The sequence below is a fragment of the Flagellimonas flava genome, from assembly GCF_050617915.1.
GTDB classification, from domain to species: domain Bacteria; phylum Bacteroidota; class Bacteroidia; order Flavobacteriales; family Flavobacteriaceae; genus Flagellimonas; species Flagellimonas flava_A.
In genome coordinates, this window is the sequence record NZ_JBODQE010000006.1 from 250,620 (window position 1) to 264,210 (window position 13,591).

At 42.0% G+C, this 13,591-nt stretch carries 12 protein-coding genes; 9 read left to right on the forward strand and 3 right to left on the reverse strand.

What is annotated here, in order from left to right:
• Positions 1 to 5: 5 nt before the first annotated feature.
• Positions 6 to 1,010, reverse strand: a complete 1,005-nt coding sequence (locus ACRHOZ_RS16450) for a LacI family DNA-binding transcriptional regulator (RefSeq protein ID WP_431127787.1) — start codon at positions 1,008 to 1,010, stop codon at positions 6 to 8.
• Between the two features lie 411 nt (positions 1,011 to 1,421).
• On the opposite strand from ACRHOZ_RS16450, the gene ACRHOZ_RS16455 reads away from it, so the two are divergent.
• The 9 genes from ACRHOZ_RS16455 (at position 1,422) to ACRHOZ_RS16495 (ending at position 11,349) form a co-directional block, all read left to right on the forward strand.
• Positions 1,422 to 2,288 (forward strand): AraC family transcriptional regulator, encoded by an 867-nt coding sequence (locus ACRHOZ_RS16455; protein ID WP_431127790.1) that lies wholly within the window; start codon positions 1,422 to 1,424, stop codon positions 2,286 to 2,288.
• 93 nt (positions 2,289 to 2,381) lie between these two features.
• On the forward strand, positions 2,382 to 3,713 hold the full coding sequence (locus ACRHOZ_RS16460) for an L-fuconate dehydratase (RefSeq protein WP_431127793.1): 1,332 nt from the start codon (positions 2,382 to 2,384) through the stop codon (positions 3,711 to 3,713).
• A gap of 115 nt (positions 3,714 to 3,828) precedes the next feature.
• The gene (locus ACRHOZ_RS16465; protein WP_431127796.1) at positions 3,829 to 4,683 is read left to right on the forward strand and encodes a fumarylacetoacetate hydrolase family protein; all 855 of its coding nucleotides are present in this window, start codon (positions 3,829 to 3,831) and stop codon (positions 4,681 to 4,683) included.
• Positions 4,684 to 4,718: 35 nt separating this feature from the next.
• Complete coding sequence (locus tag ACRHOZ_RS16470; protein ID WP_431127798.1) at positions 4,719 to 5,882, forward strand: alpha-hydroxy acid oxidase; 1,164 nt, start codon at positions 4,719 to 4,721, stop codon at positions 5,880 to 5,882.
• Between the two features lie 21 nt (positions 5,883 to 5,903).
• On the forward strand, positions 5,904 to 8,138 hold the full coding sequence (locus ACRHOZ_RS16475; RefSeq protein WP_431127801.1) for an alpha-L-fucosidase: 2,235 nt from the start codon (positions 5,904 to 5,906) through the stop codon (positions 8,136 to 8,138).
• A 109-nt stretch (positions 8,139 to 8,247) separates the two neighbouring features.
• Entirely contained in the window at positions 8,248 to 9,123 is an 876-nt protein-coding gene (locus tag ACRHOZ_RS16480; protein ID WP_431127804.1) for a DMT family transporter, read from the forward strand.
• Between the two features lie 138 nt (positions 9,124 to 9,261).
• Positions 9,262 to 10,149, forward strand: a complete 888-nt coding sequence (locus ACRHOZ_RS16485; RefSeq protein WP_431127807.1) for a hypothetical protein — start codon at positions 9,262 to 9,264, stop codon at positions 10,147 to 10,149.
• Positions 10,150 to 10,293: 144 nt separating this feature from the next.
• Entirely contained in the window at positions 10,294 to 10,845 is a 552-nt protein-coding gene (locus ACRHOZ_RS16490) for a Crp/Fnr family transcriptional regulator (protein WP_431127810.1), read from the forward strand.
• 66 nt (positions 10,846 to 10,911) lie between these two features.
• Positions 10,912 to 11,349: a DoxX family protein gene (locus ACRHOZ_RS16495; protein ID WP_431127813.1), complete on the forward strand. Its 438-nt coding sequence runs from the start codon at positions 10,912 to 10,914 to the stop codon at positions 11,347 to 11,349.
• Positions 11,350 to 11,451: 102 nt separating this feature from the next.
• Here ACRHOZ_RS16495 and ACRHOZ_RS16500 read toward each other — a convergent pair whose 3' ends face one another.
• Together ACRHOZ_RS16500 and ACRHOZ_RS16505 are read right to left on the reverse strand one after the other, a co-directional pair.
• Positions 11,452 to 12,660 carry a hypothetical protein gene (locus tag ACRHOZ_RS16500; RefSeq protein WP_431127816.1) on the reverse strand — a complete coding sequence of 403 codons (1,209 nt, stop codon included), beginning with the start codon at positions 12,658 to 12,660 and terminating at the stop codon, positions 11,452 to 11,454.
• 139 nt (positions 12,661 to 12,799) lie between these two features.
• On the reverse strand, positions 12,800 to 13,582 hold the full coding sequence (locus ACRHOZ_RS16505) for an outer membrane lipoprotein-sorting protein (RefSeq protein ID WP_431127819.1): 783 nt from the start codon (positions 13,580 to 13,582) through the stop codon (positions 12,800 to 12,802).
• Positions 13,583 to 13,591 lie beyond the last annotated feature (9 nt).

Sequence of the window (13,591 nt, forward strand, 5' to 3'; positions counted from 1 at the left end):
AAAAATTACGCCGACCCTCTAAAAATTATTTTGGGTTCAATTATTTTTTTCTCATAACCCATAACCTTGTTATCCATATGGCCCAGCAGCAAATCAAAAGAACTGGAAACCATGGAGGGTATGCATTGTTGCACGGTGGTCAACTCTGGTTCGCACGCGATTCCCATGGGATCGTTGTCAAATCCAATAACAGCAACATCTTTCGGTACGCGCATTCCTGCTTTTTTCAAATATTTGATGACGCCAATTCCAATTTCATCCCTTACAGCCAAAATTCCATCTGGCTTTTCCTTCAATGTCATCAACTGTTTCGCCAGCTCAAAACCGTCTTTCATGAAAAAACCTCCTTCAGCCACCAAATTGGGATTATCGGATAAACCGAAGTCTTTTACTGCCTGTTTATATCCTGCCAACCGCTCTCCAAAAATCTGATGTTTATAATGAGTTGATATGTAGGCAATCCTGCTTTTTCCTGAATCGACCATGGCCTTTACGGCATCATAAGACCCTTGGTAATTATTGACCAACACTTGCGGGGCACTAGATGCTTCGGGGGCACGATCAAAGAAGACGTACGGTATGTTTTCGTCCTTTAGGGCATCATAATTGCCTTCATGAATCGTATCCTTGGTTACGGAAGCTACTACCCCGGAAACCCTATATCCTATTAAGGAATCAATTATCTCCTTTTCAACTCCAGGTTTTTCGCTGGATTGGAATATCATCACCGTGTACCCTGCTTCTTGGGCTGTCTCCATAAAGTCCGAAACAAACTTTGCAAAAAAGTAGGGTCGTATATCAGGAACCACCACTGCCAGTACATTGCTCCGTTTATTTCTAAAATCTTGGGCCAAGCGGTTTGGTTTGTATCCAAGTTCACTGGCCTTCTCCTTGATCAACTCCCTAGTTTCCTTCTTTACCGAGCCCGTATCACGCAATGCACGCGATACCGTCACATGATGAATCCCCAGTTCCCGAGCCACATCCTTAATGGTAATGTTGTTTTTCATAAAGCTTTGACTAGGGCGAATATAAAAAGCTCACGTGAGCTTTGCAACACTCAAAGTACATTTTAACTTTTAGCCTTAGTGTCTTCTGGGACAAAAGTCGCATCCAAATCCAAACGGTTCTCTATAATTAACATCTCCAGACCCCTCAATCTTAATCATTAAAAAAGGTCGATTAACTCGACCTTTTAAAACTCAACTAAATCAAACTATTAACTATTTATTATGTACTGCCTGACTCCTATAAGTTTATTCATTGCTATCGGAATCAAACTACAATGAAAACCATTACAATTAAGTTAAAAATCCAATGTGGTAACTGTAAAAATTCTACTGAATATTGTACTTTTTTTGCAATTGTTGATGTTTCTGTCTAAAAAACTCGTTATTTAGTCATACTTTTTAAACAATTTTATGAAACTTCAATTCTTGGATAGGAGCAGTTTAAGGGACAATTCCTTCTCTGCAAAACACAATTATTACCCTTATTTCCTACGATTGTGGCATTTCCATCCCGAGTTGGAACTGGTTTATATCCTTAAAAGCGAAGGCACACGATTTATTGGGGATAGCATAGAAAGATTTCGGGAAGATGAAGTTGTGCTTATAGGTGCCAATCTGCCACATATGTGGTTAAATGACGAACCCTATTTTGACGAAAGCTCGGATTTAATAGCAGAGGGGTACTCCGTACATTTCCGCAGGGATTTTTTGGGTAATGAGTTCTTAAATGCACCGGAGCTTAAAGCAATAAACAACCTTGTTGATACTGCTCAACAAGGCATTAAATTTGTTGATCTGGACATTTCCATTAGAAATGAAATAGGTCTTCTAGTGGATAAAGATCCCTTTGAAAGGATGATTAGCTTTATTAACATTCTCAACGGTCTTGCCAAGCATGAAAACAAGATTCTTCTGGCTAGCAAGGGATACTTAAATACATTGAAAGGACTTAAAGGACAGGGCATGGATAAGACCTATGAGTTTATCTTTAAGAATTTCAACAAGTCCATTACGCTAAATGAGGTGGCAGAGGTAGCCAGTATGAACCCATCCGCTTTTAGTAGATTTTTTAAGAAAGTGAATAGAAAGACTTTCAAGGAATATCTCAACGAACTAAGGGTCGGCTACGCCTGTAAACTGATTTCCGAGGACATGTACAACATTACCCGCATTTGCTTTGAGTCAGGCTACAACAACATCTCCAACTTCAACAGGCAGTTCAAGAGGATAACTGGAATGTCCCCTTCCCAATACAGAAAAAAGCACATTCAGGCCTAGACTTCCCAATTTGGCAAAAAAAGTACCATAAAAGGCGATAAAATGAAAAGTCGGGCGTATTGCCGAAGGTATCTTTGATCTATAATATTTGCTATGCCAACAACCAAAATAACCAACATTTTAGTCAAAGATGTACGCTTTCCCACCAGTAGGAATCTGGATGGTTCTGACGCCATGAACCCAGATCCGGACTATTCAGCTGCTTACGTGATTTTGGAAACTGATCATGCGGAAGGACTTCAAGGACATGGTTTGACTTTTACCATTGGGAGGGGGAATGAACTTTGCGTGGCGGCCATACAGTCCCTCTCCCATCTTGTTATTGGCAAGTCGTTGGAAAGTTTTACCAGTAATATGGCCCAGTTTTGGCGTATGATCACGGGAGACAGTCAGCTTCGGTGGTTAGGCCCGGAAAAAGGAGTCATACATTTGGCCACAGGAGCTTTGGTAAATGCAGTTTGGGACCTTTATGCCAAAGTTGAACAAAAACCATTATGGAAACTCTTGGCCGATATGACACCGGAAGAATTGGTTTCCTGTGTCGATTTCACCTATATCACCGATGCCATTACCCCGGAAGAAGCATTGGAATTGCTTAAAAAAAATGCTGCCACCAAACAGGAACGGATAGATTACCTTACGCAATATGGATATCCAGCTTATACCACCTCAGCCGGTTGGTTGGGATATTCTGATGAGAAAATGAGGACGCTGTGCAGACAGGCCAAGGATGCAGGCTTCAAACATATGAAAATGAAAGTAGGGTCGGATTTGGCGGATGATTTGCGTCGTGCAGCAATTATCCGGGAGGAAATTGGAGAAGAACTGAAGCTAATGATGGATGCCAACCAGAAATGGGATGTGGATGAAGCCATTGCCAATATGGAGCAACTAGCCCAATACAACCCATGGTGGATTGAGGAACCCACCAGCCCCGATGATGTGCTTGGTCATGCAAAAATTGCCCAAGCTATAGCACCCATAAAAGTGGCCACTGGGGAACACTGCCAAAACCGGGTTATCTTTAAACAATTAATGCAGGCCAATGCCATTGGTTTCTGCCAAATAGATAGCTGTAGAATTGGAGGTGTCAATGAAATTTTAGGGGTGCTGCTCATGGCTGCCAAATTCGGTGTGCCTGTTTGTCCCCATGCAGGAGGTGTTGGCCTTTGCGAATATGTTCAACATCTGTCTATGATTGATTTTATCGCCATCAGCGGTTCATTGGAAGACCGAATCATTGAATATGTAGATCACCTCCACGAACATTTTATAGATCCAGTGGAAATCAAGGATGGCTGCTATATGCCTCCCCAGTTACCCGGATATAGCATTGAAATGAAAGAAGATTCCTTGAGAGATCATGAATTTCCAAATGGAATTGTTTGGCAAGCCGAAGTATTGGATCATAACAACACTATTTGAATCTGACGGTTTTCTAGCTTGATTAAATGATTGTATTTCTTAAGTATGCAAGTTTGGAAAAATGAACCACTATAAATTATCCTGAAAAGGCATAAGCCTACCTTAAACAAAATATATGAAACTAATACGATTTGGAGCCGTAGGGCATGAGAAACCAGGGGTTCAACTCGAAGACGGTTCCCGTTTGGATATAAGCGGATTTGGTCGTGACTATGACGAGGAATTTTTTGGAGGAGACGGATTGGAAGAACTAAAGGAATGGCTTTCCCTGAATCAGGAAAACTGTCCAATTTTGGGACAAGATGTCCGGTTGGGAGCTCCATTGGTTCGTCCTTCCAAGATTATTTGTGTTGGTCTTAATTATGCCAAACATGCAGCTGAGAGCGGTATGGATATCCCAGAGGAACCCTTGTTGTTTTTTAAGGCAACTTCGTCCATTGTTGGTCCCAATGATGATGTAATCATCCCCAAAAACAGTCAAAAAACAGATTGGGAGGTTGAACTGGCGGTTGTTATTGGCAAAAAGGCCTCATACGTGAGTGAGGAATCGGCTATGGATCATGTTGCTGGTTACACCCTCCACAATGATTATAGTGAGCGTGAGTTTCAACTGGAACGCGGAGGACAATGGGTCAAAGGCAAGAGCTGTGATTCTTTTGCCCCGGTAGGGCCATTCATTGCGACCCAGGACGAAATTAAAGACCCTCATAATCTTGACCTGTGGCTCAAACTAAACGGAGAGGAACTTCAGAACAGCAACACTTCCGATTTTGTTTTTGATATGCCCACCTTGGTTAGTTACATCAGTTCATTTATGACCTTGCTTCCTGGAGATATCATATCCACAGGAACACCCGCCGGGGTAGGACTGGGGCTCAAGCCCCCAAGATACCTTAAACCAGGAGATGTTGTGGAATTGGGCATAGAAGGTCTGGGAAGTTCAAAACAACAGGCCAGGGCATTTGAGTAATATTTAAGGTTCCTTCAAAAAGTTTACCTTACCCTATGCGAAACCAAAAACAAATAGCATTCAACCCTAAATATCCTTCCGTTGATTTATTGAGGGAAAAAGCACGCAAACGTATTCCTCGATTTGCTTTTGAATATTTGGACGGAGGTTGCAACGAAGAGGTAAACATTAGAAAAAATACTAGGGAAATCAGGGATGTGGAATTGATTCCCCATTATCTGGACTCCTACACCAGCGCAGAACTGGAAACGGAACTTTTTGGCCATAGGTATTCAGCTCCATTTGGCATTGCCCCAGTAGGGCTACAAGGCCTGATGTGGCCCAACTCTGCAGAAATTTTGGCCAAAGCGGCAGTAGATCATAATATTCCTTTTGTTCTCAGTACCGTAAGTACCAGCAGCATTGAACGCATTAGCGAGATAACAGAGGGAAAAGCTTGGTACCAACTCTACCATCCTGCCGATTTAGCAGTTCGGGACGATATAATCAAACGAGCGCAGGCAGCAGAATGCCCTGTAATGGTATTGCTTTGCGATACCCCAACCTTTGGATTCAGGCCCAAGGAGATAAAAAACGGACTTTCCATGCCACCCAGAATGTCTATTCGAAACATACTGCAAATTTTGGGTAAACCGCAATGGGCTTTCGAGACCTTACGTCATGGACAACCAAACTTTGAAACCCTTAAGCCCTATATGCCAGGCAATTTAAACCTTAAGCAACTAGGTCAATTCATGGATCAAATGTTCAGCAAGCGAATGGATATGGAGAAAATTAAACCCATTCGTGATTTGTGGAAAGGCAAATTGGTACTAAAGGGCGTGGCCTGTGAACACGATGCCGAACTGGCGCTTCAAATGGGATTGGATGGGATTATTGTCTCAAACCATGGAGGGAGGCAGTTGGATGCAGGAGAATCAACCATTAAACCCATGACCCGTATTGCTCAGAAATTTGGGAATCAGATTACGGTAATGATGGACAGTGGACTCCGTTCCGGGCCAGATGTAGCCCGTTGCTTAGCCAGCGGGGCACAGTTTACCTTTATGGGGCGTTCCTTTATGTATGGGGCAGCTGCCTTAGGAAAAGCAGGTGGTGATCATACCATTTCCCTCCTCAAAACACAGTTAAAGCAAGTCATGGAGCAACTCGGTTGTACCAAAACCCATGAGCTTCAAAATTATTTATCAGATCATTAATTGGATTAGCATACCCATACTATGAAAAAAATCTTTCTTTTTGCCTTTGTGGCCATCGCCTTGTTTTCTTGTAAACAAGAAGAAGCGTCTCTTTTAGCCACGAGTTCTACAATTGCCATTGATAGTGATGACTCCAAAGATTCCATAATTCTAAAGGCCGCCCATGTGGTTCCCACTGAGAATCAGCTGCAGGCCTTGAAAAATGAGTTTATTGCCTTTATCCATTTTGGTCCCAATACCTTCACCAGAAAAGAATGGGGAAACGGATTTGAAGACCCCAAGATTTTCAATCTTCAAAATTTGGATACGGACCAATGGTGCAAAGCTATGAAAGCAGCAGGGATGAAGATGGTCATCATCACCGTTAAGCACCATGATGGTTTTGTGCTATGGCAAAGCAGGTATACCAAACATGGTATTATGTCCACTCCCTACCAAGATGGCAAGGGCGATATTTTGAAAGAACTCTCTAAATCCTGTCAAAAACACGGCCTAAAATTGGGGGTTTACCTCTCCCCTGCCGACTTGTATCAAATAGAAAACGCCGAAGGTCTTTATGGGAATTTAAGTGAATACTCCGATCGTGTTATCCCAAGACCCATTGAAGGTAGACCTTTTAAAAACAAGAAAACTTTCACCTTTAATGTGGATGATTACAACGAGTATTTTCTTAACCAGCTTTTTGAACTCTTGACCGAATACGGTCCTATTCATGAGGTATGGTTTGATGGAGCCCATCCCAAACGGAAAGGCGGGCAAAAATACAATTACCTGGCATGGAAAGAGCTCATTTCCGAATTGGCTCCCAAAGCCGTAATCTTCGGCAAACAGGATATAAGATGGTGCGGGAACGAGGCCGGAGCTACCCGGGACACGGAATGGAACGTAGTTCCATACGAGACCAATCCTCATGAGATGAATCGTTTTGCAGATATCATGGAAGAGGACATAGGAAGCAGGGAAAAATTGTACGATGCCAAGTATTTGCACTACCAACAAGCGGAGACCAACACTTCAATTCGCGAGGGTTGGTTCTATAGGGATGAGGACTCCCAAAAAGTTAGAAGTGCTGACGATGTTTTTGACATTTACGAAAGATCGGTAGGCGGAAATTCAACTTTCTTGTTGAACATCCCACCGAACCGTGATGGAAAATTCTCCCCAGAAGATGTTAGGGTTCTGGAAGAAGTGGGGCAACGTATTACAGAAACCTATCAGAGTAATTTGTTCCAAAGTGCCAAAGGACCCAAAAACGTCTTGGATGGAAACACAGCAAGTTATGAGTTGTTGACCCCTACCTCCAACGAAATAATCATTAATACCAAAACGCCTATAACAGTAAACAGACTAGTATTGCAAGAAGCCATACAAATTTATGGAGAACGAATTGAAAAACACCTGGTCCAAGCCCGAGTTGATGGGGAATGGGTAACCTTGGCACAAGCTACCAACGTGGGCTATAAAAGAATTTTGAGATTCCCGGAAGTCACATCGGACCAATTTAGAATCCAAATATTGGAATCACGGGCCAATCCAGCCGTGTCCAACATATCAGCCCATTATTACAACACCAAACCTCCGCAACTTGAAATTTCAAGATCTAAGGAAGGGCTATTAATGATAGCGCCCAAGCAACACGATTTTGGTTGGAAACCCCATGGTGAAAATGCAGTGGAAAATCTTAATTCGAAGACCGAAATCCGATATACTACGGATGGAAGCGTCCCAACCAAAAACTCCAAGTTATATTCAGAGCCCGTTCCAGTTGCTTCAGCTGAAGTCAAGGCCGTGGCCTTCGATAACGAGGAAATGGGAAGCGTGGCTGCCAAAAACTTTGGACTTCTAAAAAATCAATGGAAAATTGTCCAAGCAGACAGTGAAGCCGAAGATCATGGTGCCAATTTGGCGATTGATGAAGACCCTGACACTTATTGGCAATCCAATTCCGGGTCTCGCCAAAAACATCATTTGGAAATTGACCTGGGCAGCGAAAAAACGCTAAGCGGTTTTGCCTATACTCCTCAAACAGCACATGCTGATGGGATGATCGAAGTAGGTTCCATCAGTATTAGCAGCAATGGTACCGATTGGAAAAAAGTAGAAGATTTTGAGTTTGGTAACCTCATCAATGACCCCGTAACAAGGCGTCATAATTTCCAATCCCCGATAACGGCTAAATTCATCCGAATTGAATCAAAAACCATAGCGGGAGATCATACCGCTGCCGCCATTGCAGAGCTTGACTTTTTTGAATAGTCTAACCTGAAATAGAAATATTTTATGACTTCATCTAAAAAAAATGGGGCATAAAAGGTCTTTTTTGGAACTTTCCTTTGCATATTCGTGGAGACTTAGCTACTAATTCATGAGAGCTATTCTTTATTTAATTATAGCGACCTCCATATTGGGTCTCAATTTCCATTTGGCGAGGGTTGTACTTACTGAAGTAGGCTTCATTGAAGCGGGATTTTGGCGCTTTCTGTTTGGAGCGGGAACCTTGGCCATCGTTGGGATTCGGAGTCTTCCTAGTTTACTTTCCATAAAAAACAATCTTAAAGGTGTTGCACTTCCCGGTTTAATTGGGCTGTTTGGCTTTAATTTTTTCTTCTTTTTGGGTCTTAAATACAGTACGGCCATCAATGCGGCATTGATCATAAGTCTGAACCCGGCCATAACTTTGCTGTTATCCCGTCAAATCCTTAAAACCAAGATTGAGAAAATCCAGTTGTTGGGTATTTCCATTGCATTTGTAGGAGCCATTTATATCATCATCAAGGGGAATATTACCGACTTGGCGAACATCCAGTTCAATAAGGGAGATATTTTGATTTTTATTGCCAATGTTTTCTTTGCCCTTCACCATGTATGGGTAAAAAAGTTTGCCGGCCATTTTTCCAGCATCAATTTTACCATGCTCACGGGCGTGTGTTGTCTAATTGGATTTGCATTTCTGCTTCCTTTAACAGGAATGGAAAATATACTGGACCACAGTACCAAATTCTGGATGGCGGTGCTGGGTATTGGATGTTTGGGGACTGCCTTTGCCTACTTCCTTTGGCAAAAAGGAGTACATATTGTTGGAGCGGATAAAGCCGGTATTTATATGAACGTTGTTCCTCTTTCTGCTGCCGTATTAACCTTTTTCTTCAATGAAAACTTGTACTTCTACCACCTTATTGGGGGGCTTTTGATTATCACTGGATTATTGATAACAAATCGAGGTTCCTCCAAAGCCAACTAGCCAAAATTGCTCACTTTCCTTAAGATTTTCAAAGCTAAACACTACATCCGTCAATCGAAACAGGGTATCTGTCAATTGAACCGCCGATTTTTTTTGAATCCCATCTAGTTTAATGCAATCACATTAAACTGAAACGATATGAGATTTTTTAGATTACTTAGAAGTTCGATTCCGATATTTTTATTGGTATCGATAGCCTGTAGTCCTGAAGATGGGGCAAATGGAGCTGATGGATTAGCTGGCTTGAATTGCCATGATGCCAACGGAGACGGAATAAATCAAGATTCTGAGGACATTAATAATGATGGGCAGTGGAACTATTTGGATTGCCAGGGGATAACAGGTGATCAAGGAAATGATGGTAACAGCGGTACTAGTTGCTGGGACACCAATGGGAATGGACAAGTAGATCCGGGCGAAGATATCAACAATGATGGAAACCTTAACGGTTTGGACTGCCAAGGTATGGATGGTGAAAGTGGGGAAAGTCTAGAAATTATGACCCAATACGGATACATTACACTGAACTTAGATGGCACTCGACCTGATGATCAACCTTTTGAAAATGATGCTACATTTAAGTTTTTGCCAGTTAACGGAAACTTCCAGTTGTTCTACAATCATGTAGAAGCCATTGACACTCCTGATGGTACTGTTCATGACTTTGTATTAAGGCGCTATATCAGTACACCTGGGATAACACCACAAGACACCTTTGTTGAGATTAGCTTTAGTATTGTAGATCTTGGTGGTACCGATGAGTTGGTTCAATCTGGGACTTTTTGGTTGGATCATTACGCCGTAATTGGTGCAGACAACAAGTACTTCACGATAAGCGCTAATTTTGATATGGAAGACAATACGGTTTTAAATTTCCAAATCTCAAATGTGGATTATAACTTGGAAACCATGCATCTGACTTTCGATTATTCATTTACGTCCACTGATGGAGATCAAAACGACACCTTACATAATTTGGATATTTCCGGTTCGGCAAATGTTTGGCTTTTGGAAGACATCGGGTAACTTTTGACATATATCTCGAATGAAGTCCAATGGTTAAAACTGCCATTGGATTTTTTTCCTATTAGCTTAAAATTACGGGCATTTTTGTCGTTTCCCATCGTACCTTTAACCCTAATATCGAAACTCAAACCCCTCTCCCTAACTATGAACTTCAACAACTTGGATGGTATTGCTCCTTTGGATTTAGTTTCAAAAATTTTTGAAAGAATGGAACTAAACAACTATCCAAAAAATCATTTGCTACATGAAAAAGGCGCGGTTTGCGAACATATTTACCTTATCCAAAAAGGCTTGGCTAGGACGTTTTTCTATAAAGATGGGAAGGACATTACAGTCCATCTGGCCTCGGAAGGTGAAATCATTACTGCGGTAGATAGTATTATAAGCTTAAAAAAGAGTCGGTACAATGTGGAATTGTTGGAAGATAGTGAGGTGTTTTCCATTTCCTATGCTGACCTTCAGAGTTTGCTATCACAGCATCCAGAATACGAAAAGTACGTACGACTTGTTTTGGAACGCATGTACACCGAAGGTGCAGATCGTATTGAGGAATTCTTGTTCTTTTCTGCCAAAGAGCGTTATGACAATCTGGTCAAGACAAGGCCACAACTCATCCAACGGGTAAATTTAGGCCATATAGCTTCCTATATGGGCATGACTCAAGAAACTTTGAGCAGGATTAGAAAAGCCCCATAATTTTTTGACATTTATCAAAGAATGATGGACTGATGGATCATTAATTTTGTTGAAAACATCAATCTTATGCATTCAAAATTTGTCAAGTTATTTTTAAGGTTATCCTTATCCACAGCATTTTTATCAGCAGTTGCTGACCGTCTTGGTTTTTGGCCAGAAGGGCTTTATTCCTGGGGCAATTGGGACGTTTTTGTTCAAAGCACCCAAGCCATGAACCCCTGGTTTCCCGGAGGAATGATTCCTGTGGTCGCATTTTTGGCCACAGCTTTGGAGGTTATTTTTGCCCTCTTACTTCTACTAGGTCTAAAAACAGAATTGATAGCCAAACTGTCCGGTTATTTGTTGCTGGCTTTTGCTTTGGCCATTACTTTTTCCTCGAGCATTAAAGGCTCTTTTGACTATTCCGTCTTTACCGCTTCTGCAGCTGCCTTTGCCTTGGCCCTGATGAAAGATAAATATCTGGAATTGGACACTATATTGTTCCAAAGTCACAAGGAGCAGTAGTTGGCTTTCAACCTAAATAAGAAGCCCCGACCTACGGTCGGGGCTTTCTTGGATAGGAACTACCCTAGATGATTTGAGTTAGTCAACCCATCATCCAGATTCTTAAAAAAAACGCGAAATAGTGAAGCGTAAAAAACTGTCTTCCCTAAAATTGGACAGAATCAGCTCCGTATTATCAATCTTGCTAAAAATTCTGGCCTCTACCTCCGCTCGCCAATTGGAACCAAAACGTCTCGAGGCCTCCAAGCTAAAAATCTTGCTGCTCGACTCCAAATCCGTTATCCCTCCAATCAAAATAGAGGTATCCTGCACATCGTTAAAAGCGATTCGGCTTCCAAAAAATATATCATTTTGAAGTGCATTTAGGGACAATTCATCCCGTTCATCGTACAGATATTCTCCCAAAAGTCCAATATCCAGGCCATTACCATCAATATTGCTGAAAGTATATTCCAGTCCGGCCACTAATGCCGTAAAGTCCTGTGCATCTGCATTACGGTAAATGGCCTCCAATTTCCAAAGGAACGCACCATGGGTAATCTGCACATCCAACCCAGTCTGGTTAATTACAGGATAAAAAGCATTGATATTTCCTTGGTTGTCAAAGACAAATAGCGGTTCCCTTCCGTTCCCATAAAAATGGGAAATTCCCACATCAAAAATGCCGAAGTAATGTTTCCAACGTACAGCAAAATCCTGACGCCACTCTTCCGCTCCACTTTCATAACCCAAGTCGTCCTGATCAACAACAGTTCCAAACCTCAATCGACCTTTCTCACCTGGAAATGTTCGTTTTCTATGATAGGGCAAATAGAAAAAATCAAAAGTCCCGAGCTTATTGGTTATATAGCTGAACTGGGCCATGGGTTGCCCCAATTTTTCCTCCCCATCAAAGGTTTCCACCGCATCGGTCTGGTTAATGATATCCACCAAATGATTGCTCTCTGCAACACCCCAATAGATTTTTTTGAGACCAACGCTTAACTCCCAATTGCCCTTGGCCTTTTGGTAATAGAGTTCACGAATGTCCCAATGGGTACGCTCGTCATCCCTGTCCAGCCTAAAAAAACCAGTAAAATTGATACTTTCATAACCTTTATTCCACTCCAAGGAGTAATCGGGTCGCAAAGCAAAGGAGGGATAATGATCCAATTGTTCTGTAAATTGGGCATCATCCAAAAAGTAGCGGTATTCCGCCTCCAGTTCCAACTCCAGCTCATGGACGGGTTTTGGTTTTTCCTTTTCCTGGGCAAAACCAACAGTGGTTCCCATCAAACCCAAGGCTACCCAAAAAAGTAGCTTCTTATGCATGTTTATCTTCAAAATTCTTTGGATTTAAAATCAAAGCCAAGGTATTTACAAGCCTGTACCATCACACAACCACATTAACAAGCTTGTGGCGAACATACCTTGGCCTTAACATTCTGAATCAGACAAAAATGGAACGGGACTAGCTACCCGCTCTTTTCAAAGCCACTTCGGTAAAATCCTCCTCGGCCAATTCGGCGCCAAAGTTGTATTCTCCAAATTTCAACAGGGTTTCCTTATTGCTTTGATGGTTGACCATGTTGAAGGTGGCGGCTCTCCAGAATTTATTTTTATAGAGTTTGTAATCACTATAGACCAAGGTTTTCAACAAGGCATTTTTACGGTCGTAAAACTCTATTTTTTCCAAGCGATATCCTTTGCCTTTGTTGTAGGTGACCACTCTTCTCGTATACCCGGATTTTGGATCCACGGGATCCTGCTCCACCACTAACAAATCTCCATCCTCTTTTAGGAATTTGTAGGCATACTTCTCTACCTCCTGGGAAGACAAATCTTCATAGGCAAACTCACTGCCCACAAAAGGACCGGATTTATTGTTTGAAGAAATCCTTTTCACCCTTTTGATTGATGGCAGATATAGCCATTGATCGTCCGCTCCAACTTTATGGGTAAACGTCAAAGTTGCCGTTCCCTTCACATCTTTTGGGCTTTCAAATACGATCAAGGACTTATCACCGTCCTCCGTCAGTTCCAAGGTTCGGGTGGTCAAAAACCGCTCGCTGGTCTGACCATTTTTGTTCTTCAAGGTCATTTTAAGCTCCACAATAGAGCTTCCAAAGCCTTCATCGGCTTTCTCGGCGGCTTCGGCAATCTGCAATCCACGTTCTTCCGCAGACTGGGCATTTGTAGTTGCCACAGCTAGAACCGAGGCAATTATTGGTATAAAAATTCTACTCTTTTTCATGATTAAATT

Coding starts and splice junctions, on each gene's coding strand:
- ACRHOZ_RS16450 (WP_431127787.1), bottom strand. CDS start 1,010: ATGAAAAACAACATTACCATTAAGGATGTGGCTCGGGAACTGGGGATT.
- ACRHOZ_RS16455 (WP_431127790.1), top strand. CDS start 1,422: ATGAAACTTCAATTCTTGGATAGGAGCAGTTTAAGGGACAATTCCTTC.
- ACRHOZ_RS16460 (WP_431127793.1), top strand. CDS start 2,382: ATGCCAACAACCAAAATAACCAACATTTTAGTCAAAGATGTACGCTTT.
- ACRHOZ_RS16465 (WP_431127796.1), top strand. CDS start 3,829: ATGAAACTAATACGATTTGGAGCCGTAGGGCATGAGAAACCAGGGGTT.
- ACRHOZ_RS16470 (WP_431127798.1), top strand. CDS start 4,719: ATGCGAAACCAAAAACAAATAGCATTCAACCCTAAATATCCTTCCGTT.
- ACRHOZ_RS16475 (WP_431127801.1), top strand. CDS start 5,904: ATGAAAAAAATCTTTCTTTTTGCCTTTGTGGCCATCGCCTTGTTTTCT.
- ACRHOZ_RS16480 (WP_431127804.1), top strand. CDS start 8,248: ATGAGAGCTATTCTTTATTTAATTATAGCGACCTCCATATTGGGTCTC.
- ACRHOZ_RS16485 (WP_431127807.1), top strand. CDS start 9,262: ATGAGATTTTTTAGATTACTTAGAAGTTCGATTCCGATATTTTTATTG.
- ACRHOZ_RS16490 (WP_431127810.1), top strand. CDS start 10,294: ATGAACTTCAACAACTTGGATGGTATTGCTCCTTTGGATTTAGTTTCA.
- ACRHOZ_RS16495 (WP_431127813.1), top strand. CDS start 10,912: ATGCATTCAAAATTTGTCAAGTTATTTTTAAGGTTATCCTTATCCACA.
- ACRHOZ_RS16500 (WP_431127816.1), bottom strand. CDS start 12,660: ATGCATAAGAAGCTACTTTTTTGGGTAGCCTTGGGTTTGATGGGAACC.
- ACRHOZ_RS16505 (WP_431127819.1), bottom strand. CDS start 13,582: ATGAAAAAGAGTAGAATTTTTATACCAATAATTGCCTCGGTTCTAGCT.